Here is a 22,526-nt window from a genome sequence, read left to right as displayed (position 1 = left end):
CTAAACAACTGAAATGGCAAAGTTCACACCTTATCGCTGGGACGACCCGTTCCTTCTCGACGCACAACTTACCGACGACGAGCGCATGATCCGCGACACGGCGGAACAATATGCACAGGCAAAACTGCAAACGCGCATCCTGACGGCCAATCGCGAAGAACGGTTCGACCGTGAAATCATGCGCGAACTGGGCGAACTCGGTTTCCTCGGTGCGACCATTGACGGTTATGGCTGCGCTGGCGTCAGTCACGTTGCCTATGGCCTGATTGCCCGCGCCGTCGAACGCGTCGATTCCGGCTATCGGTCGGCGATGAGCGTTCAATCGAGCCTCGTGATGCACCCCATCCACGCCTATGGTTCGGAGGAGCAGCGCGAGCGGTTGCTGCCCGGATTGGCCAAAGGCGATCTGATCGGATGTTTCGGCCTGACCGAACCGGACGCCGGGTCCGACCCCGCAGGCATGAAAACGCGTGCGGTCGTTGTCGAGGGCGGATACCGGCTTTCCGGCGCGAAGATGTGGATTACGAACTCGCCAATCTCCGATCTCGCGATCGTATGGGGCAAGTTGGACGGCGTAATCCGCGGCTTCATCGTCGAGCGCGGTATGGAAGGGTTTTCGACACCAAAGATCGAGGGCAAGCTTAGCCTCCGCGCGTCGATAACCGGCGAAATCGTGCTCGAAGACGTGTTCATCCCCGAAGCCAACATCTTACCGAACGTACGCGGGCTGGCCGGCCCCTTCGGTTGTTTGAACAAAGCCCGTTACGGCATCGCATGGGGTTCGATGGGCGCGGCAGAGGATTGTTTCGCCCGCGCTCGCCAATATACGCTCGACCGTCATCAGTTCGGCCGCCCCCTCGCCGCCAACCAGATCGTCCAGCTCAAACTGGCGGACATGGAGACAGAGATTGCGCTTGGACTACAGGCAGCGCTCGTCGTCGGTCGCAATATCGACGCCGACACATGGGCACCCGAACAGGTCAGCCTGATCAAACGCAACAATTGCGGCAAAGCCCTCGCAATCGCCCGCGTCGCCCGCGATATGCACGGCGGCAACGGCATCGCGGACGAATTCCACGTCATTCGGCATATGATCAATCTGGAAACTGTGAACACCTATGAAGGCACGCACGACATCCATGCGCTGATCCTTGGCCGCGCCATCACCGGAATTCAGGCTTTCTCCTAACGCCCGAGCAGCACCCGCGCCTGCCCGGCAATCTGCGCCAGCATCGCTGCCGATGGTAAAGCGACAATGCGGGCACGGTCGATCAAATGACGGAATTGCGCCACACGATTGGCGTGTGTTGTCAGCCAGTCGGTGACATGCTTTTCCGGGCTGCCGGCTTCGCGCGCGAGGAATTCAAGCCGCATCTGCTGGAAATCGCGTGCAAGGCTGGCGATCAGCAGCCGTTCCCACGGGTCGATCGGCTGTAGCCGCATCGCAGTTCCCTGCGCCCAGTCGAGACCGAGCGCCGCCCCCAATTGCGTGAACGCCTGCGTCAATGCGACCGTCTCTACGCCAGCCCTGCCCGCCAGAGACGCAAGGCCGATCGCACCGTCCAGTTCGGCCAAATGCACGACTCGATCGACCAGCTTTTTCGGAGCGCCAGCCTCGGTCAATCGCCGTTCAAAATCACGCGACTGTGTGCGCAGCTCATCGCGGATCAGGTCGCCCGTGCCCTGGTCGAGTAGAGCGATGCTTGGTGCCAGAGCCTTTACGGCCTCACCGACCGAACGCCCCGAGATGGCATTGCGTAACAGGTCGGCCATCTGCGCCCGAACCTCTACCGCAACTTGTTCGAACAGCATCAGCCGCGCGCTCTCGCTGGTGTCAGCCGCATCGATCGAGGCCCACAAGTCACCGAGGTTATAAAGCTGTTCGACGACCACGAATGCAGCGGCAATATCGCCAAGCGCCGCGCCTTCCTCTTCCGCCAGTTCGAACGGGTGAGTCAGGCCAAGACGGTTGATAAGCCGGTTGGCGATCTTGGTCGCTACGATCTCTCCACGAAGCCGATGATGCGCGATCGCATCGGCATGGGCATTTTTCCGCATCTGGACGGGGAACGCCGTGAGCAGTTCGGGAGCCATTGCCGGGTCCAGAGCAACTTCGCTGTTCTCGATCGCATCTTGCAAAGCGAGTTTGGCGGTTGCCAACAGCACGGCGAGTTCCGGTCGGGTAAACCCGGCACCCTCCTGTGCGCGGCGATTGAGTATCTCGTTCACCGGCAGTCCCTCGACCGCACGGTCAAGGCGACCCGAGGATTCGAAGGTCTCTATCAGGCGAACGAGCGACGGAATTGCGGGCGCACCTCCGCGTTCGGCGATCGAAAGCGCCAGCGTTTGCAGCCGGTTATCTTCAAGTACCAGTTCGGCAACCTGATCGGTCATTTTGACCAACAGGGCGTTGCGTTTGGGCATGGTCAGAACGCCACCGGCGACTTCTGCGTTCAGCGCGATCTTGATGTTGACCTCATGATCCGAACAATCGACGCCAGCCGAATTGTCGATAAAGTCGGTGTTGATCCGACCACCTTTCAGCGAAAACACAATGCGCGCCGCCTGAGTCACACCCAGATTTGCGCCCTCCCCAACAACACGCGCGCGGACATCTTCGGCGTTTATGCGATTAGCATCATTTGCAGGATCGCCGACGGTATTGTTCGGCTCGCTGGCCGCCTTCAGATAAGTGCCGATGCCCCCGAACCAGATAAGATCGGCTGGGCTTTTCAGGATGGCAACGATCAGTGCAGACGGGTCCAGAGAAGCACTGGTTATGCCCAGAACCTCCTGCATCTGGGGACCGATTTTGATCGATTTGAGCGACCGCGAAAACACGCCGCCACCGTTGGAGATCAGTTTCGGGTTATAATCCGCCCATGAAGATCGCGGCAGCGCAAACATTCTCGCGCGCTCTTCCCAACTGACCGCAGGATCGGGGTCCGGGTCGAGGAAGATGTGGCGGTGATCGAATGCCGCGACGATCTTCAACGATTTGGACAACAGCATTCCGTTGCCAAAAACGTCGCCCGACATATCACCGCAGCCAACGACCCGTACAGGCTGGGTTTGCACATCGACGCCCAGTTCAGCGAAGTGACGCTGCACCGAAATCCAAGCGCCTCTTGCTGTGATCGCCATCGCCTTGTGATCGTAACCGACCGAGCCACCCGAGGCGAACGCATCGCCCAGCCAGAAATTGCGCTCGAGCGCGATGGCATTGGCAACGTCAGAAAAGCTCGCCGTTCCCTTATCCGCGGCAACGACGAAATAGGGGTCGTCGCCGTCGAGGATCACTACGGAGTCGGGGTGAACGATCTTGTTGTCGATGATATTGTCGGTGATCGAAAGCAATGTGCGGATGAAGATACGATAGGTTTCGGTCCCTTCCGCCAGCCATGCGTCGCGATTGGTCGCGGCGTCGGGCAACGCTTTCGGAAAGAAGCCGCCCTTTGCACCCGTCGGCACGATGACGGCATTCTTGACGCGTTGCGCCTTCATCAACCCGAGGATTTCGGTGCGGAAATCGTCGCGGCGATCGGACCAGCGCAGGCCACCTCGCGCAACCGGTCCGGCGCGCAGGTGAATACCCTCGACCCGCGGCGAATAGACGAAAATTTCACGCCACGGCACTGGCGCAGGAAGGCCCGGCACTTCTGCGCTGTCGAATTTGAACGCGATCGCCTCAGCAGCGGCGGGCGCAAAGAAATTGGTTCGGAGCGTCGCCATGACGACCGAACGAAACAGCCGCAATATCCGATCTTCGTCGATCGCCGCGACCTGAACCAGACCGCTTTCGATCGCCAGATCGGCAGCCTCTGCCGCAGTTTTGGCCTTCTTCCTGCCAGCCGGATCGTGCCGCGCAAAGAACAGCGCCACGATTGCGCGCGCGATTTCGGGTTCGTGCAGCAGCGCATCGGCAACAGTGGACAGGCCGTACGTCAGCCCGGTCTGGCGCAGATACCGGAACAACGCCCGGAACAGCACGGCCGACTTCGGCGAAAGCGCAACGGCAATCAGCAGTTCGTTAAAGCGGTCGTCTTCCGCCGAGCCCTCCAGAACCGATGCAATTGCCGCCTCGACCACGTCGGCACGCTTCAGCACATCGGCGGCATTGTCCTTCGCCAGATCAAGAACGAAGCGGTGCATATGGCCGAGTTGTTCGGTCAGTTCGGTCGACACTTCCTCGACCACGCGGAACCCGAAATTCTCGAGCGCAGGAACGGCATCGGACAGCATGACCGGCGTTAGGCTATAGAGTTTCAAACGCAGACGATCCGCCGCGTCGTCGGCATTGCGGTAAATCCGCACACCGCGCTGAGCCGGATCGGCCAACCCGTACAGTCGTTCGATGTCGAGTGCGGCTTCTTCAGGCCCGGCCCCCAGTCGATAGGGGATGGGAAACGCGCCCGAATACCGGATGGCAAGCCGCGCTGCGCGCCCCGCGTCGCCCCGCTCGCCAAGGCTGGCCTCCACCGAAGGCTGCCATCCGCGCACCATTTTCTCGAGTTGGCGGTCAAGCGCGTCGCCATCGGCACGACGCTGCGATCCGCGCCGATCGAACGTGTACCGGATCAACGCCACGCCACTGTCACCAAGGTCGATGGACCAGTTGAGCATAGTGCCCCCGGACGCCTCGGCGAGCATTTCGCCGATGGCGACGCGGCGCGCGGTCGACAGTTCGTCGCGCGGCAACCACGCGAAAGCGAACATATGCCGATCGAGCGCATCGCGGGCCAGCAGCAGACGGGTACGTGGCCGATCGGCAAGCGACATCGCCGTCAGTGCAACGTCCTCAAGCGCTTCGGCACCGATGCCGATGAGCAGGTCATGCGGGAGCGCCGTCAGGGCATGAGTCAGCGCCTTTCCAGCATGGCCCGCAGGATCGAAACCGTATTTCGTTTCGAGCGCGGCCAGTCGTTGACGCAGCACCGGAATGTCCTGTGGCGCGGCGGTCAGTGCCGAGCTTGTCCACAATCCCATATGGATCGACAGACCATCGTCCCCGTTCGCATCCTTTACAGGTAGGATGATCAGGTCGAGCGGCGCGCGGCGATGGACGGTCGAAATGAAGTTGGATTTTACAACCAGGGGCGCCTCGTGAGTTTTCAGCCATTCGATCGCAAGCTGACGCGATTCGGGCGCGAGCGCTGCATCTCCGATCAATGGAGCCAGCCCGAGCCCATCAGAAATGGTGCCATTGGCTGCAAAGTGGGCGTGACCCACCAGCGTCAAATTGCGGTCGAGCATCCACGCGAGCAGTGCTGCGCCTTCCTGACTGCCCCCGTCGGCGTTTACTAAGGCAACATCGCGAGCCAGCGCGTCCTTCATCGCCGACCAGTCGCGCACCGCCGCGCGGACATGGCCGAGGTTAGTTTCGATGGAGGACAGCAGTTCACGCCGTCCCCGCGCGTCGGCACGCTCGACATCCATGTAAACGAGCGACTCACGGGCATCCCCGCCAAAACCGCTGAACCCAGCACCATCGCGTTTCACTGCGATCAGTGGGTGCAGGACTCGATAGATATCCAGATCGTGCGCCGCCACGGTGGCTGCGATCGAATCCACTAGAAACGGCATGTCGTCATTAACGATGGCAAGCCGCATGAGCCGTCGACCGCTCGCGTCGTTGCCGGTCTCCGCCGCCATAGACACTTTGCCCCGCGCGCGCTTGCCAAGCGCCACCAGCACCAGCGTTGCAGCAGCGACACGATCGACCTTTTCGAACCCGTTGGTTTCACCGGGCAACGCACCCGCAACCAGCGTCTTTGCGATCGTGTCGATCAGTTTTTTGTCATGCGAACTTGGTTGTTGCAAAGAATCGTGAGCGCGCGCGGTCGCCATAAAATCTGCCTGATTTGCTTGCTTGGACCAATATGTCCCTGACACGAACGATTATGCGCCCGGGATGTTACAAGCTCAAGGTCGAGAAATTCTGGCGACCTTCCCGCTCAGATCTCGGCTTCGATTGCCGCAACGATCAGTTTGTCATCGGGCGCAGTATCCGGGGCGAAACGACCGACCACGGCACCATCGCGATTGACCAGAAACTTCTCGAAGTTCCAGAATACGTCGCTGTCGGAAGCTGGCTTGATGCCATAGCCCGCCAGCCTTTCCTTGAACCCGCTGCCCTCTGGCACGATTGCTTCGGGCTGCTGGGCGATCAGTTCGTCATAAAGCGGGTGGCGGTTTGAGCCGGTCACCTCGATTTTCGAGAACATTGGAAAGGTGACGCCGTAACTGGTGGAGCAAAACGACTCGATCTCCTCTTCCGTCCCCGGTTCCTGCGCGCCGAAGTCGTTGGCGGGGAAACCGAGCACCGAAAAACCCTGCGCGCTATAACGTTCATGGAGCTTTTCCAGCGCGTCATATTGCGGGGTCAAACCGCATTTCGACGCCACGTTCACGACCAGCAGAACCTTGCCCGCATAGTCACCGAGGCTGGTCGGCTCACCCTTGATCGTCGTCAGCGGTATCGTGTTCAGGTCGGCCATGTTTATCTCCTGCATGAATCCAATTGCACAGGTTCCTATCGATGGCTGCCCTTGTCCACAATGTTACAAACGGATCATGCTTGAGGAACAGCGAACCCATGCGTAAGTTCAATGACAGCAAGGCGCGTTTCAGGGCTAACCGATGACGAAGCAAAAAAGCGACGAACCCGACCTGACGCCATTCGGGGGGCCGGCAGGCGGCTGGGGTTCTGTCCGTTCGCTCGCTGAAATATTACCGCGAGAGCGCATTCCGCCCGAGGCCCTTCGCGAGCTTGTCCGTCAGAACAAGCCCGACGGCTTTCAATGCGTCAGTTGCGCCTGGCCCAAACCTGCGCACAATCATCCCGTCGAGTTCTGCGAAGAGGGGGCAAAGGCGACCGCCTGGGAACTGACCACGCTGCGCACGAAGCCTGAGTTTTTCGAAAAACACACGCTGACGGAACTGCGGACGTGGCGCGATTACGACCTTGAACAACATGGCCGGTTGACCCACCCGCTACGTTACGATGCAGCTACCGACAAATATGTCGTCGTCGACTGGGACGAGGCTTTCCGCGAAATCGGAGCCGAGCTCAAGCAGATCGCACCGCCGTCGGTGGTGTTTTACTCATCGGGCCGGGCCAGCCTGGAGGCGTCATATATGTACGGCCTGATGGCGCGGATGTTCGGCAATCAGAATCTGCCCGACAGCTCGAACATGTGCCACGAATCCACGTCGGTCGGTCTGAAAGCGGCCATCGGCGTTCCCGTGGGCACGACGCAGCTCAAGGATTTCGAGTTGTGCGACGCGATTTTCTTCTTCGGCCAGAACGTCGGCTCCAATGCGCCCCGGATGCTCCACGACCTGCGTTCGGCACGCAAACGTGGGATCGAGATCGTCACCTTCAATCCATTGCGCGAACGTGGGCTGGAACGGTTTACCGATCCGCAAAATCCATTTGAAATGGCAACGCTGCGCGAAACCAACATTTCGACCCAATATCATCAGGTTCGCGCGGGTGGTGATATCGCGGCGATGATGGCAATCGCAAAGTTCCTTGTGGAATGGGACGACGAGGCAAAGACTCAGGGCAAAGATCTGGTGCTGGACCACGCCTTCATCGAACAACACACCAGCGGATTCGACGACTTCATCACCTTCGTTCGCGCCGCAGATTGGGACGCGATCGTGCAAGAGTCCGGCCTTTCAAAAGCCGAACTGGAAGTATCCGCGCGTATCTATGCCAAGTCCAAGGCAGTCATGATCATCTATGGCATGGGCCTGACGCAACACGTAAAGGGCGTCGAAAATGTGCGCATGGTCGTCAATCTGCTGCTCATGCGCGGTAACATCGGAAAACCCGGCGCTGGGCCGACGCCGGTACGCGGCCATTCGAACGTTCAGGGTCAGCGCACCGTCGGCATCACGGAAAAGACCGAACTCGTTCCGGTCGACAAACTGGCCGAGCAATATGGATTTTCACCGCCCCGCGAAAAAGGCCTCGACACCGTGGAAAGCTGTCGCGGCGTGATCGACGGATCGGTGAAGGCATTCATCGCGCTGGGCGGCAACTTCCTGCGAGCTGTCCCCGAAACCGAAGCGATGGAGGCCGCCTGGTTCAATCTGCGCGTATCGGTGCAGATCGCGACAAAGCTCAATCGCAATCACCTATTCCCCGGTGCAGTGACCTACCTTCTGCCCTGTCTTGGCCGCATAGAGAGCGACATACAGGCATCGGGAGCACAGGCGATCTCGGTCGAGGATTCGACCAGTTGTATCCACGGCTCGAAAGGCAAAGCGCGGCCGGCAAGTACGCACCTTCTGTCCGAACCCGCCATCATCGCCGGGATCGCCAAGCAAACCCTGCCGCATAATCCAAAGGTCGACTGGGATCGCTGGGTGGCCGATTATTCGACGATCCGGGATGCAATCGAGGAAACCTATCCCGCAGTATTTCCCGATTTCAACAAGCGGATGTTCCAGCCGGGCGGTTTCTGGAAAGGCAATAAGGCGTCAGAACGCATCTGGCTTACCAAGAGCGGCAAGGCGGAGTTCCTGACACCGACCGGCCTTTCCGCGACAGGCTTCGACGATGCGGATGGGCGCTATCGTCTGATGACACTGCGATCGAACGATCAGTTCAACACGACCATCTATGGCTATCACGACCGCTTTCGTGGCGTGAAGGGAACGCGCGATGTGTTATTCATGAACAGCGCCGACATTGCACGCGACGGACTGCACGAAGGTCAGATCGTTGCGCTGGAAAGCGACGTCGGAGACGGGATAACCCGCGTTCGAGAAGGGCTGATCGTCATGCCCTACAGCATCCCGGAGGGGTGCCTGGGAGCCTATTATCCTGAGTGCAACGTCCTTATGTCGGTCGAACACTTCGCCGAGGAAAGCCACGTTCCAGCGGCAAAATCAGTCCCCGTCCGCATCCGGGTCTAGCGCCAGCACAGCATCGGTGCGCGCGAGTACGATCAGCCTGATACCGGCAGCCTTGGCCCGCTCGACCGCAAGGCTGGTGGGTGCCGAGATCGTCACGAGCGTCGGGCAATCGGACAAAGCCGCTTTCTCCACGAGTTCGTACGAACATCGCGACGACAGCAATGCAAAGCCGTCATCCCACGCCGCGCCCGCCTGCAACATCGCACCGACCAGCTTGTCGAACGCATTATGCCGACCGACATCCTCGCGCGCGTCCAATATGCGCCCATCGGAGGCACAGCGCGCGGCGGCATGAACCGCCCCAGTCTTCTCGTTTAACGGCTGCCATTTTCTCAGTTCGGCCAAAGCACGAAAGATCGCAGTATCGGCAATTTCGTAGGTGCGGTTAACGACAGGCAGCGGACGCATCGCCTGTTCGAGACTTTCTATCCCGCACATCCCACATGATGAATCCGAAACCCGGTGCCGGAACCGTTCGAGCAACCGCTCGGTACGCTCGGCGGCCAACTGTATCCGCAGCCGGTTTCCGAACTCCGTTTGTATATGATCGACCGACAGAATTTCTGCCCGTGCATCGACCAGCCGTTCGCTCCACACGAATCCATAGGCAAAATCGGTCAGATCGGCCGGGGTCGCCATCATCACGGCATAACCGATGCCGTTGACCTCTATGGCAATCGGCATCTCGACCGCGACCGCGCGCGTAACAGGGCGATGATCGCCGTTCGCGCCGATCCGAATAAACTCTATCTCTGTCTGGCCCATCATCGCGCACTAACTTCAGCGCAACGAAAACGCACGTCGGAACAAAACGCCGGGCCAAAACACCGGGCCAAAACACCGGGCCAAAACACCGGGGTTGTCCCGCCGTCACTTTGGTCACATCCTCGTAGGACGAACAGCGGAGCGAAGCGATGGCGTTCAATGCAAGATTAGTGGCACCGGTCGCCGCGTCCGATCAGTCCGATTTCGGTCTGCCAGGGTGGGCCTATCACGACGTCGACACGCTCGAGGCCGAACGTCGCCGTATCTTCCGCAAATCGTGGCAGCTTGTTTGCCACCTCAGCGACATTCCGAAAGCGGGCGACTGGCAGTCCCTGCTGATCCTCGGTGAATCGATTGTTGCAGTGCGCGGCGCGGACGGTAACGTCCGCGCCTTTGCCAACGTGTGTCGCCATCGTGGCGCGCGTATCCTCGACGGACATCAAGGCTGCGTCCGCAAACTTGTCTGCCCCTATCACGCGTGGGTTTACGAACTCGACGGGCGCGTGTCCGGTGTGCCGATGCGCGCCGATTATCCCGCGTTCGACCCGCGCGAACACAGCCTGGTCGAATATCCGATCGAAGTGTGGCGCGGCTTCGTCTTTGCGGCGATCGAAACGCCTCCCGTCAGCGTGGCCGGAATGATGGCCCCGCACGAAGAGGAGATTGCGCCCTACCGACTGGAGGATATGCGCGCGATCGGTCGCGTCACCACTCGTCCCCGTCCCGCCAACTGGAAGAATATCTCGGACAATTATTCAGACGGCCTGCACATCCCGGTTGCGCACCCCGGTCTGAAACGCCTGTTCGGTCCCGGCAACTATGGGGTCGAGGCCGGTGAATGGGTCGACCGGCTGGGTGGTCCAATGGTCCAGGATGCGCAGGAAAGCCGGTCTGAGCGTGCTTATCGACAGCTATTGCCGCACGTCGATCACCTGTCCGCCGAACGTCAGCGCGTCTGGTTCTATTACAAGCTGTGGCCGAATACCGCGCTCGACATCTATCCCGACCAGATGGACTTCATGCAATTCCTGCCGATCTCTCCGACCGAGACGATGATCCGCGAAATCGCTTATGCCATTCCCGATGACCGCCGCGAAATGAAGGCGGCGCGTTACCTGAACTGGCGGATCAATCGACAAGTCTCGCTTGAGGATTCGGCCCTCGTCCAGCGCGTGCAGGACGGGATGAAATCGGAAAGCTTTACGCAGGGACCGCTCGGCAAAAGCGAGGTTTGCCTGCGCCAGTTTGCAAAGCGGATGCGAGAGATCGTGCCGGAAATGCTCGGGAATTCGGCGCCAGCGCCGGGTTGGGGAAAATTATGACCAAACGCTATGACGCAGTGATTATTGGCGGCGGTCACAATGGCCTCGTCTGTGCATTCTACCTCGCCCGCGCGGGCCTGAAAGTCCGCATTCTCGAACGTCGCCACGTTATCGGCGGTGCTGCCGTTACCGAAGAATTCCATCCCGGCTTTCGCAACTCGACAGCCAGCTACACGGTCAGCCTCCTGCGTCCTGAAGTCATTGCCGATATGCGCCTGCATCAACGCGGCTGGCGCATTATCGAACGTACGATCAGCAATTTCCTGCCTCATGAGGGCGGTTATCTGAAACTTGGCGGCGGCACCGAACGGACACAAGCCGAGTTTGCGCGCTTTTCCAAGAAGGATGCCGAAACGCTCCCGAAATACGAAGCTGCGCTGGAGGGCGTCGCAGGGGTGTTGCGCGATCTGGCGCTGAAGACGCCGCCCAATGCAGGAGGCGGTATCCGCGCGCTGCTGATGGCGGCGGCGCAAGGCAAGCGCCTTGCTGGCATGGACATAGAGGCTCAGCGCGACGTGATGGACCTGTTCGTCAAATCGGCGCGCAGCTTCCTCGATAGCTGGTATGAAAATGAATATGTGAAGGCCGCTTTCGGCTTCGATGCCGTGGTCGGCAACTACGCCAGCCCCGACCATCCGGGGAGCGCCTATGTTCTGCTCCACCATGTTTTCGGTGAAGTGAACGGCAAAAAAGGCACATGGGGTCATAGCGTCGGCGGCATGGGCGCAATCACGCAATATATGGCCGAAGCGTGCGAGGAACTCGGCGTCGAAATCAGCCTCGAAGCGCCGGTCGCCAAGGTGCTGGTCGATGGCGGCAAGATCGCGGGCGTTCGCCTCGAAAGCGGCGAGGAAATCGCAGCGGACATCGTGGCGTCCAATGTCGGTCCCGCGCTGCTCTTTCGTCAGCTTGTCGATCGCGCAGACATGGCCCCCGAATTCGCCAAGCGCATGGACAATTTCAAGGCGGGTTCCGGCACGTTCCGTATGAACGTCGCCCTGTCCGAATTACCCGACTTCACGGTATTGCCGGGCAAGGAAGTCGCCGAGCATCACACAGCCGGCATCATCATCGCCCCGACCCTCGACTATATGGATCAGGCATTCGTGGACGCAAAGGCAAAGGGCTGGTCCGACGCGCCGATTGTCGAAATCATGATTCCGACCACCATCGACGACAGCCTCGCACCGCCGGGGATGCACGTCGCCAGCCTGTTCTGCCAGCAATTCGCGCCGGTATTGCCCAACGGTCGAAGCTGGGACGATGAGCGCGAAGCCGCCGCCGACCTGATTGTCGAAACCGTGACGAAGAACGCGCCGAATTTCAAGGCATCAATCATCGCACGGCAAATCCATTCGCCGCTCGATCTGGAACGCAAGTTCGGGCTGATCGGGGGCGATATCATGCACGGCCATATGTCGCTCGACCAACTCTGGTCGGCACGCCCCGCGCTGGGCCACGGCGACTATCGCGCGCCGATCGCTGGCCTGTATATGTGCGGCGCAGGCACGCATCCCGGCGGAGGCGTTACCGGAGCGCCGGGCCACAACGCCGCGCACGAGATACTAAGAGATCGAAGCTTCCTTGGTCGGTTATTTCGTCGGGCCTGATTTCGGGCGCATCCAGTAAAGCGGCAGCACTGTTAACATCAGCAACAGGCTAAGGCTGCTCGCCATGACGCCCGCACCCCACATCGCCCAGAGTGCAAAGCACAGTCCGATCACCGCGAGCGGCACAGCCACGCGCAGCTTTATCGCCGCAACACAGGCAGCTACATAGAACCAAAGGCTGGACGCCGTGGTCAACAAGACCACGAATTCGAATATGCCCGACAACGACTTACTGGCATTGGTCATGACCAGCGCCGTGGCAAGCACACTGGACAGGGTCAGCACACCAACGGGAACGTCACGCCGATCGGTACGCCCGAACCACGCGGGCAATAGACCCTCGACCGACATACTACGTGGCACTTCGCCCTGTATGAGCACCCATCCATTCAACGCGCCGATAGCGGCAATGGCGGCAAACAACGCGATCGTGACGGCCGGGCCATGCCCCCAGAATGTTTCTACAAAGGTCGCAAATGGCGCAGGAGAGTTCGCGACGACATGGGTTGGGAGGGTCAGGACGATCCCCGAGCACACAACGATATAAAGCAGCGCAGCCAGTGCTGTTCCGAACATCGTTGCACGGAATACATTGACTTCGGGCCGGTGAACGCGTGCCGCCGCGATGCTGGCACATTCAAACCCAACAAGCGCGAATAACGTCAGCGTCACAGGTGCGGTGAGACCACCAAAGGAAATCGGCGCATTCGGTTGCGGCAAAACATGGCCTCTTCCTGAGAAAAAGAGCACCAAAAGGATGATTACGATAGTGACCAGCGGCACCATCTTCAGCACCGTTGTCAAAATCTGAAACTGCCCGGCAAGTCGCGCGCCCGCCAGATTGAGCCCCGTCAGCAACCAGATCAGTAACGACGCCGTAATTGCACCGCGCAAAGGGGTAGATAAGAGCGACGGTACCAGCATCGAAAGATAGCTGCTCGCTGCCGTTGCGATTGCAGCATTGGCGCTCCAGACCGACACCCAATAGGACCAGCCAACCAACACACCAACGACCGGCCCCAGAACCTCACCCGTAATGCCGATGCCACCGCTCGCTTGTGGCAAAGCGCGCGAAAGCACGACGAGCACGTAACCGATAATAAGCGCACCACCCGCCGCGATGAACCATGCCGCCACGCCCATCCAGCCGAACGGAGCCAGCGTCGCTGGCAACAGGAAAATGCCCGACCCAATCATCCCGCCGACGACAAGTGCCGTAGCGGTCCACAGGCCGAACGGGCGGGCGGGAGAAGTTATCTCGCGCCCGCCCACCGGATCAGAACTTCGCGCCGAGCCTTAGCCCGATCGTTCGCGGTGTGTTCGTCGTGATAGTTGGACGAAACTGGCAGCATTCAGCCCCACGGCTCAGGTCGGCGCGCTCATCGAAAGCATTCTGGACGAACAATTCCGCCGTATAGCTGGTCAATTCGACCCCCAGCGCAAAGTCAGCGGTCGTATAGGCTCGCAACCTGCCCAGTTCCTCAGCCGGATTGACGATGGTACCAGTGAATGTCTCTGGGATCGCGGTACGAATATCGGACGCTGCCGAGCTTTGATGCACGACAACAGCTTGACCATAAACCCGGGCAGTCGCGCTCACCGGAACGACATAACGCGCCGTTCCATTGATCTTAAAGAGCGGCGTGATCGGAAGGCGCGTTCCCTTGGGCGTCGAAACGAAGTTGCCCGCGCCGGTGCAACTATACGTGGGATCGTCTACGAAACATAGGTTTTGGCGCGTCTTCGCATCGGTATATGCAGCTGCGGTCGTCAGCGTGAGGCCGTTGATCGGTCGCAAATTGACGTCGGCTTCGATACCCCTGATCCGTGCATTCGGACCGTTGTGGATTTCGGTGAAGCTATTCGCACCAAGGAAGGCGAACTGGAATTTCTTCCAATCCTGCTGGTAGATCGTCGCGTTAAAGCGCAGTTTTCCGCCCCACAATGTCGACTTCATGCCGATCTCGTAATTGGTCAGGAAATCGGGGGCATAAGGCGCAACGGTCGATCGGCGATTGATTCCACCTGGCCGAAAACCGCGCGACCATGTACCATAAAACATCAGGTCGGGCGTCGCTTTCCACGTCAGGTTCAGCTTGTGCGTAAAGCCCTGCCCCTCGGTTTCCTTCGGATCGACGCCGCCGGTAATCGTATTGAACGTACCAAGGTTCGTACACGGACCCCCTTCAACAGCCGCGGGAAGCAGCGTGGTCGTGCGTCCCTGCAATTGAGCATCACGCAAGGTGATCCCCTCGGTGGTAAGGCAACCGGCGACACCGGTCCGCGAACTGCCAGCAGCATTCGGCGGAGGGTTGCCAGCCGCGCCCTGCACATAGGCAGGATTACGACCGAATCCAAAGAAGCCGATCAGACTGTTATCGTAAATATATCCGCGTCCACCGGCGGTCACCGTCAAGTTCGGCAGAATATCGAAGCTGGCCTCTCCGAACGCGGCATAATCCTTATCGACACGATGCTGCTGCGTCAGCCAGAGCGTGCCCGGCGAACCGTTCACGGAAAGCAGTGGCGCAAGGCCCGCTACTTGATAGTCCTGATGGATTAGATTGCTCTGACGCTGGAAAAATAGCCCGGCAACAACGCGAAAACGCTCACTCTGTGGCGAGGCAACGCGTAACTCTTGGCTCATTTTCTTGAAATGATCGCTAGCGACAATGAATTGCGTCGGATTGATCGTCTGCCCGGCAGCATTCTTGAAATAGAAGTAGTTGGCCAAACCTCCGACCGACGAATAGAAATGGTCATAGGCTTCGGAATAGTCGGTGTAATCGCTGCCGGCATTCACCTTACGATCAAGATAGGCACCGGCATAGGTGACGTCCCAGTTGCCGACCTTGCCCTCGATCGTCAGCGCGCCCTGCACAAACCGGTCATGCCGATAATCGGTGGCGAACTTCTGCACCTGCAGATCGCCTACGCTCGGATCATAAGCAAAGTTACCGTGGTTCTTCTGGTCCTGATAAAGGACCGTGGGTGTAACAGTCCAATTTTCGTCGAGGTCGATTTTCAGGGCGGCACGACCACCGGCGATATCAACAGTGTTAAAGTTCTTTTTCACGACCGCCGCATTGTTGATCGTAATGCCGGGAGCATAGGCTCCCGTAGGCTGCCCCGCCCCGTCGAGGATCGGCGCGCCCAGAAACGTCCGCGTGCCCGGTACGTTATCGATGTAACCGGCATCGTGTTGATACCATCCGACGACACGCAGTGCAGCGTTCGAACTGAGCGGCGCGTTGATCATGCCCTCTAACCGGCCACCCTGACCGCCGTGACGGACAGTGTTGGCCTCGCCATCGACGCGACCTTCCCAACCGGCAGTCGATGGTTTGTTGGTGATGATGCGGACGGTTCCCGCTTCGGACGACGCGCCATAAAGCGTGCCCTGCGGACCAGCGAGCGATTCAATGCGGGCGATGTCGTAAATATGAACGTCGATCGTACCGCCAATCGTCGTGACGGGTTGCTCATCGAGGTAAAAGCCGACGCTTGGCAACGGCCCCGAATGGTTGCCGTCGCCGCCCGACGAGACGCCGCGCATATAGACGACCGTCGATCCCGGTTGGGTCGACTGAAAACTCACGCTCGGCAGCAATTGCGAAAACGCATTGAAGTTGCTGACATTGAGCTCGTCCAGTTTGCGCGTGTTCAGCGCCTGAATGCTGATCGGCACACTCTGGAGGTTTTCTTCACGTTTTTGGGCGGTGACGATGATATCGTTACCCATATCTACTTCGGGAGTAGAAGCCGCAGCCTGCGCATACGCCGGAGCGGAGGCAAGAATCGTAGTGGCTAAAAGTGCTGTGGCCAGCATATGGCGCGAATTCATGTGATACCCCCCGGCGATGTAATTATTACAAAGCTCTTACGCGCGGGCCTTATGGTCAATTGGTTTGTGCCGCACCGCGGAATTGCGTCCGTTGAGTGACAATAATGACACAATCAGTTCGTGGCGGGATACGTGGTCCACACTTCATTCAATGCTGCCTTCAGCGACCCCAGCCACGGCTCAAAACCCTGCCACGCTTCTGTTCCGTCCCGGAAGATCGGTTGACGGACTTGCTCCGATGATGCGGTTCGTACGGCTCGCGCATTTTCGTGAAAACGCAGGCAATCGTCCTCAAACTCCAGCCCGCAAGCACCGAGCAAAGCGCGCACCTCCGCTTCGGTATTGTCGACCATGTTTTCATAGATCACCCGATGGACCCGTCCCGGCAGGACCGCATCGACATGCCCCATCAGTCGAACGTAATCGGCATAGTAACGCCCCATATCATCAAGCGAGTAGCTGAACGCTTGCCCCCGCGCGAAATGCTGTTTGAAATTGGAAAAACAGCAGCCCAACGGGTGCCGCCGCGCGTCGATGATTATCGCGTTCGGCAGGATCAGATGAATGAACGGGACGTGTGCCCAGTTGTTCGGCAACTTGTCGATAAACAACGGTCGATCCGTTTTTCGGTGTATCCGTGTTCGCGTGAGATACTCCTCTCCGAGCGCACGCAGCTTTTCAGGTTGGATATCCGCCAGTTTTTCCGGATAATCGGCCCAGCGGCGAACCATCGCGGGAATATCGGGAAGCTCCGATGTCCCCTCGACCAGACTGTGGCTCGACAGGATTTGCTCTACGAGTGTCGACCCCGCGCGCGGCATTCCCAGGATAAAGATCGGATCGCGCGCCGGACAGCCATCGCCCTTATGCGCCGCAATCAAAGCAGGTGTAGCAACAGCGATACTGCGATCGACGAAACTACGGGTTTCGTCCGCATCATAAACGATCGTCTGGCGACGCAGGACATTGCCCGCATCATAATGCGCGAACGAGCTTTCATAGTTTTTCGCGTCTTCGAACGCCTTACCCAGCGCGAAGTCGAGGTGAAACCGATCCTCATCGTTCAGGCCGGGCAACGCCAATGCCGTTTCCATTGCGACTACATCGTCTTTGCTGAATTTTACCGTCTTCAGATTGGCGAGGCTCCACCAAACCTCCCCGAACGCAGGAGCAATTGCAAGCGCCCGGCGATAGGCTGCGATCCCATCCTCCTGCCGCCCGACGGTCTTCAATATATGGCCGTAACTCATCCACAGTTTCGGCTGGTCCGGAACCTTAGCCAAAATAATTTCATAAAGGCCGATCGCCTCTTCGAACCCGCCGATCCGCCCGAGTGCCGCAGCTTTCAGATTGGCATGGCCGAGATTTTCAGGTTCCTCGCCGAGCAACTGGTCGAGTTCCCCGATCGCCTCCACCGTCTTGTTCTGCCGGTAAAGACAGGTCGCCAGATTGGCCCGGGCCGCGCCAAACTCTGGTGCAAGTTCGAGCGCGCGACGGAGCAGATTTTCGGCATCCTTATACCGACCGATCCGCCCCGCCAGCTCCGCCAGCATCCGCATAGCCGCGACATCGAACGGATCGACCTTCAGATGCGCGCGCAGCAGCGGCTCGGCATCCGAAAGCCGATTGTCGTGCAGCGCCAGCGCCGCCTCCATCAACTGCGGATCGCGAATCCCCGCAGCAATTGCCGTCGCGGCATTGCCCGGTTTCAAAGTCCTCGCGATGGTTATTTCGACAGGTCCGTAAACAGCGACAGATAGTAAGTGATCGCCGGCGAGATGTTCCAGATCGGCGTCCGTTCATTCAGGCCGTGGCTGAAATCTTCGGAATCCTTGATGAAAACCGGACTCGCGCCATAGCTTGGGACGTGGTGATAACGGAACCACATGCTGTCGCTCGCCCCCGACGACTGACTCGGGAATACCGGCAGCCCTGGGTTGATCACGTGCATTGCCTTGGTCGCGGCGGCGACAAAATCGGGCCGCATCGGCGACGCATCGTTGGGCACTGACCCTTCGGTCACATCCTTGAAGCTGACCGCAGGATCGGCGGCAACCCGCTGAAGTTCGGCCATGATGTCGGCGGGCTTATGTCCTGGGAAGATGCGGCAATTGATGCTGGCGGTCGCGCGTTGCGGCAATGCATTGAGGGCATGGCCGCCGTTAATCATCGTCACGACGCAGGTCGTTCCGATCTTGCCGATTTTCGACGGGTTTGCCGTCAGTGTAGCAATCGCCGCCGTGTCCGCCGGATTGGCCGCAAACGCCCGCATCGCCGCGCCTGTCGTCGCATCCTCATATTTCGCCGCCTGCTGGAAATAAGCGCGGGTCAGGTCGCTTACCTCGGGCTTGAACTGATAGGCTCCAATCCGGGTGAGCGCTGCGGACAACTGGTTTATTGCATTGTCCTTGCGCGGAGCGGACGAATGACCGCCCGGATTGGTCACCGTAAGTTCGAAGTCCGCATATGTTTTCTCCGCGCCCTGCCACGTCCAGTATTCGGGCTTGCCGGTCGTTTCGTTCAGCGAACCCCCGCCGCCGTCGATGTTCAGCACGATATCGGCATTGGACAGCTTTTCGGCGATCAGACTGCTCGTCTTCATCACCGTTTCTTCGTCACCCGAAAATTCAATGATAATGTCGCGACGCGGCTTGTAGCCCGACCGTTTCAGTTCGATCAGCGAAGCAATTGCGATTGTACCGTCCAGCTTCATATCGGTCGCCCCGCGTCCGAACAGATAACCATTCTCGACAACTGGCGTAAATGGATCGCGTTTCCAGTCCGCCGCCTTTGCCTCTACGACGTCCATATGGCCCGAAATCACCAGCGGCTTTAGCTTTGGATCGCTGCCGGGCCAGCGCGCGATCAGATAGACGGTATCATCGACTGGCGTGATCGCCACATCGGCATCGGCAAACCCGCCAGCGACCAGCGCCGCCTTGTACAGCGCCGCCACTTGCGGAGTCTGGTTGCCGGGGCCGCGAACCGATCGGAGCGCTATCGCCTGTTTCGCAAGTTCCAGCGCCTGCGTCTCTGCCTTTGGATGTGTGGCGGGTGCCGCGAGCGCGCTTCCAGCAAGGGTCGCCGCCATGAAACTCGATAGAATTACGGTCCGCATCAATTCAAATCCTTCAAAGTACAAATGGATTAAAGCCCGTTTCCGTTCGGTTGAACAGCCTGCACCTCGGCCAGTGCACGCTCAACCCGCCGATCTGGAATGAACCACAGGACCGCCACCCCGACATAGACGCTAAGCGCGGCGCCGAAGTTAACGAACGACAGCGCAATTCCCGCACAATAAAGCAACACCGACAAATTGCCTTTGCGATCCTTGCCCAGCGCCTTTGCAATCACCGAATTTGTCCCGTCGTGACGCGCAAGGAGGGACGCGAGGAACTGATAGGCAATTGCCGCCATCAGCAGCACAAACCCATAACTGGCAACCGGTGCCGATGCCCGAAAGTTTTCCCCCATCCAGTGCGTAACAAAGGGGATCAGGGACAGCCAGAACAGCAAATGCAGATTGGCCCACATGATCGCGCCGTTAACGCCCCTGGTCGCGTGGAACAGGTGATGGTGATTATTCCAGTATATACCGACGTAAACGAAGCTCAGAACATAGCTCAACAAAACCGGCAATACCGGCAGCAGATCGGCAAAATGGGTTTCGTGCGGTACTTTCAGTTCGAGCACCATGATCGTGATGATGATCGCAATAACGCCATCACTGAACGCTTCGATTCGCCCTTTACCAAGCGATGCAATGCTCAAAGCTGGCCCCGTGATGATACCCCTGACCTGTTATCTGACGATATTCATGCAGGTGGCAAGGTAGGTTCAGAATCACTTCGGCTAAAATGCGGAACGCATGGAGCCAGCGACCGTTTGATCTGCATAACGAGAAACGGAGTCCAATCATGAAGTTTTCCTCCACTTTGCTGGCACTGGCGGCCCTCACCGGCGCATCGTCGGCACTCGCCCAGACCGCGCCCGCCCCGACGCCTGCCGAAGCAAGCGCGCAGGCCGGAGTTGCCAACGCCAACAACGCAGCCGCAGCGCAAGCCATCCATCAATCGAACATGAACGCCGCCGACCAGGCGCGTTACGATGAGGATCGCGCCGCCTATATCGCCGCCCGACGCGCGCGACATCATGAGGCTGCCGTCGACGCCCAAATCTACGATCGTCAACAGCGCGCTTATGCCGATGCCATGTATGCGTGGCGAATTCAGGTCGCCGATTGCAAACGCGGGCATCAGGCGGCGTGCAAAGCGCCTACACCCGATCCTGCAAACTTCTGGTAATCCCGGAGCAGGCGGTCAGCCCAGATATTTGCGCAGTTCGTTCCATGCCGGTTGTTTCGCCGCAGCACCGACGGTGTGTAACGGACTGCTCGAGGGTAGCGCGACGATCGCCAGTGAATTTGCGGCTGCCCCTAACTGTCGTCGTCCAATGGACAGCGCAGTCCCCCCATTGAACCCGATTGCGCGCAGCATAGGCAACGACTGTATCAGGCCGGTCAGGTCATTGGCGCTGACATCGCGAATGGCGGCGTCGGTACTGCCCGTCCGTACCGCGACCCCGACCACGTCCCAAAGGCCGACGCCCGCCACAAGCAGAGCAGCCAGCCGCGCTTCATATTCCAGCACGCAAAGATCAACATCTGTCACCCGGGACATCAGCGTCCAGAACTGATTTTGAGGATGCGCATAATAACGTTGCTCAGCCAGTGACCGATCACCTGGCAGGCTGCCGAGCACGAGGACAGTCGTATTCCCGTTCGTTACGGGAGCGAATGACGCTTTGATCTCCGTCATTCGACCACCCACTCCGGCGGCTCCGACTTAAACTTCAACGAGATGCGGCGAAATAAACCCTTCGAACAGATTTACGACGACGCTGTCGCTGAACCGCGCTTCGAACTCGTCCGGGTGAATAAATTCATCGGCAAACCAGGGAAATTTCGTCTTGTCGAAAGACTCACGCAACCAGTCGAGCGCTTTGCGAACCTCGGGAAAGCGCACGGAATCCGGGTGGTGAACCAGATAGACATCGCGGCGCAGGTGCAGCCCGATGTTCAGCGGCCGCGTACTGCGGCTCAGCGCGCGGGCATAAGTCGGCAGGAACCCGATCCCGGCCCCCTTTGCGACCGCCCAGTAATGCGCCGAACTCGTGTTGGTCTTTACCGCAATGATCGTATCGCGGACTTTCGGATCAACGAAAGCAGACAGCAGGTCGGACGATACCTGATCGGCCTCCTGCCAAACGAGCTTGTGCTTTGCCGCATCGGCGATGCTCGTCGGTGTGCCGTGCGTACGGAGATAGCTTTCCGACGCAAACGGCATCAGATGGAGCGTCGCAACACGCTGAACGATTAGGTCGGGACTGGTCGGCGGGACGAGTTGTACTGCGATATCGACATCGCGGAACAGCACATCGGGTGCCTTCATTTCACAATTCAGGTCGACGCGAATGTCCGGGTTACTGCCCTGAAACTCCACCAACCGGGGAATCAGCCAGAACGTCCCGACTCCTTCGGTAGCCGTAATACGCACCTGGGACGTCCGGGGGGCCGTCGCCCCGCGCTGGACTCGCTCGGTCGTTCTACCCAGGGCGCGCATCTCGCGTGCGATCGAAACCAGCTCATGTCCGTCCTGCGTCGGCATCACGCCTTCGACGCTTCGCCTGAACAGCGGGCCACCGATTTGCCGCTCCAGCCGCTCGATCTTGGTTCGGATCGTATTGAGTGAAACGCCCGCCGTATTGGCCGCAGCGCGAAAACTTCCCGCCTCTGCCACGATCAGGAACAGCCGAAGGTTGTCCCATGACAGCCTATCCAGATTCGCGACCCGGCGTGCGGGTGGTGCAACTTCCTGAACACCCTGTGTACCATTTTGGATCACTAATGTCCGACGAGTGATCATTACAGAATACTCCTGACACCGTCATCAACGGTGATGAAGGAAAAAACGATGGTCGCGTCCGCCAAAATTCCCAGCATCGCGTCTGGCTATACAACTGTAGCATTTAGCGAAAAATTTCAAGATCTCGTAAAGA

General features: G+C 59.1%; 15 protein-coding genes. 5 read left to right on the top strand and 10 right to left on the bottom strand.

All coding sequences use genetic code 11. The annotated features are described in order from the left end of the window. Positions 1-13 precede the first annotated feature (13 nt). Positions 14-1,189, top strand: a complete 1,176-nt coding sequence (locus D3Y57_RS13685) for an acyl-CoA dehydrogenase (protein ID WP_121153466.1) — start codon at positions 14-16, stop codon at positions 1,187-1,189. Here the strand turns inward: D3Y57_RS13685 and D3Y57_RS13680 are convergent. Next, on the bottom strand, positions 1,186-5,847 hold the full coding sequence (locus tag D3Y57_RS13680) for an NAD-glutamate dehydrogenase (RefSeq protein WP_121153464.1): 4,662 nt from the start codon (positions 5,845-5,847) through the stop codon (positions 1,186-1,188). The genes D3Y57_RS13685 and D3Y57_RS13680 overlap by 4 nt on opposite strands. A 107-nt stretch (positions 5,848-5,954) precedes the next feature. Then, the gene (locus D3Y57_RS13675; RefSeq protein ID WP_121155934.1) at positions 5,955-6,497 is read right to left on the bottom strand and encodes a glutathione peroxidase; all 543 of its coding nucleotides are present in this window, start codon (positions 6,495-6,497) and stop codon (positions 5,955-5,957) included. A gap of 142 nt (positions 6,498-6,639) precedes the next feature. Here D3Y57_RS13675 and D3Y57_RS13670 point away from each other — a divergent pair, with 142 nt between their 5' ends. Then, positions 6,640-8,928, top strand: coding sequence for an FdhF/YdeP family oxidoreductase (locus tag D3Y57_RS13670; RefSeq protein ID WP_121153462.1), 2,289 nt, complete (start codon positions 6,640-6,642; stop codon positions 8,926-8,928). Here D3Y57_RS13670 and fdhD read toward each other — a convergent pair. Beyond that, a complete protein-coding gene (fdhD, locus tag D3Y57_RS13665) occupies positions 8,902-9,696 on the bottom strand; it encodes a formate dehydrogenase accessory sulfurtransferase FdhD (protein ID WP_121153460.1) in 795 nt (264 codons plus the stop codon). The two genes, D3Y57_RS13670 and fdhD, sit on opposite strands and share 27 nt — an antisense overlap. Before the next feature lie 146 nt (positions 9,697-9,842). Here fdhD and D3Y57_RS13660 point away from each other — a divergent pair, with 146 nt between their 5' ends. Together D3Y57_RS13660 and D3Y57_RS13655 are read left to right on the top strand one after the other, a co-directional pair. After that, positions 9,843-11,015: an aromatic ring-hydroxylating oxygenase subunit alpha gene (locus D3Y57_RS13660; RefSeq protein ID WP_121153458.1), complete on the top strand. Its 1,173-nt coding sequence runs from the start codon at positions 9,843-9,845 to the stop codon at positions 11,013-11,015. Then, positions 11,012-12,625, top strand: a complete 1,614-nt coding sequence (locus tag D3Y57_RS13655) for a phytoene desaturase family protein (protein WP_121153456.1) — start codon at positions 11,012-11,014, stop codon at positions 12,623-12,625. Before D3Y57_RS13660 ends, D3Y57_RS13655 begins: the two co-directional genes overlap by 4 nt. On the opposite strand, the gene D3Y57_RS13650 is transcribed toward D3Y57_RS13655, so the two are convergent. From D3Y57_RS13650 to D3Y57_RS13630, 5 genes are all read right to left on the bottom strand, one after another. Beyond that, positions 12,608-13,897 carry an amino acid permease gene (locus D3Y57_RS13650; protein ID WP_239025839.1) on the bottom strand — a complete coding sequence of 430 codons (1,290 nt, stop codon included), beginning with the start codon at positions 13,895-13,897 and terminating at the stop codon, positions 12,608-12,610. The genes D3Y57_RS13655 and D3Y57_RS13650 overlap by 18 nt on opposite strands. 4 nt (positions 13,898-13,901) lie before the next feature. Beyond that, positions 13,902-16,469, bottom strand: a complete 2,568-nt coding sequence (locus D3Y57_RS13645; RefSeq protein WP_121153454.1) for a TonB-dependent receptor — start codon at positions 16,467-16,469, stop codon at positions 13,902-13,904. Positions 16,470-16,582: 113 nt separating this feature from the next. Next, positions 16,583-18,124, bottom strand: coding sequence for a tetratricopeptide repeat-containing sulfotransferase family protein (locus D3Y57_RS13640; RefSeq protein ID WP_121155930.1), 1,542 nt, complete (start codon positions 18,122-18,124; stop codon positions 16,583-16,585). Between the two features lie 71 nt (positions 18,125-18,195). Then, the gene (locus D3Y57_RS13635; RefSeq protein WP_121153452.1) at positions 18,196-19,587 is read right to left on the bottom strand and encodes a M20/M25/M40 family metallo-hydrolase; all 1,392 of its coding nucleotides are present in this window, start codon (positions 19,585-19,587) and stop codon (positions 18,196-18,198) included. A gap of 29 nt (positions 19,588-19,616) precedes the next feature. Further along, complete coding sequence (locus tag D3Y57_RS13630) at positions 19,617-20,240, bottom strand: TMEM175 family protein (protein WP_239025838.1); 624 nt, start codon at positions 20,238-20,240, stop codon at positions 19,617-19,619. 146 nt (positions 20,241-20,386) lie between these two features. On the opposite strand from D3Y57_RS13630, the gene D3Y57_RS13625 reads away from it, so the two are divergent. Then, on the top strand, positions 20,387-20,773 hold the full coding sequence (locus D3Y57_RS13625; RefSeq protein WP_121153450.1) for a hypothetical protein: 387 nt from the start codon (positions 20,387-20,389) through the stop codon (positions 20,771-20,773). Positions 20,774-20,788: 15 nt separating this feature from the next. On the opposite strand, the gene D3Y57_RS13620 is transcribed toward D3Y57_RS13625, so the two are convergent. Both D3Y57_RS13620 and D3Y57_RS13615 read right to left on the bottom strand, forming a co-directional pair. Continuing rightward, on the bottom strand, positions 20,789-21,286 hold the full coding sequence (locus D3Y57_RS13620; RefSeq protein ID WP_121153447.1) for a DNA-deoxyinosine glycosylase: 498 nt from the start codon (positions 21,284-21,286) through the stop codon (positions 20,789-20,791). A gap of 27 nt (positions 21,287-21,313) precedes the next feature. Beyond that, entirely contained in the window at positions 21,314-22,393 is a 1,080-nt protein-coding gene (locus D3Y57_RS13615; RefSeq protein WP_121153445.1) for a LysR family transcriptional regulator, read from the bottom strand. Positions 22,394-22,526 lie beyond the last annotated feature (133 nt).

Source organism: Sphingomonas paeninsulae, assembly GCF_003660165.1.
Classification (GTDB): Bacteria; Pseudomonadota; Alphaproteobacteria; order Sphingomonadales; family Sphingomonadaceae; genus Sphingomonas_O; species Sphingomonas_O paeninsulae.
This window is presented reverse-complemented; position numbering and strand designations above follow the sequence as displayed.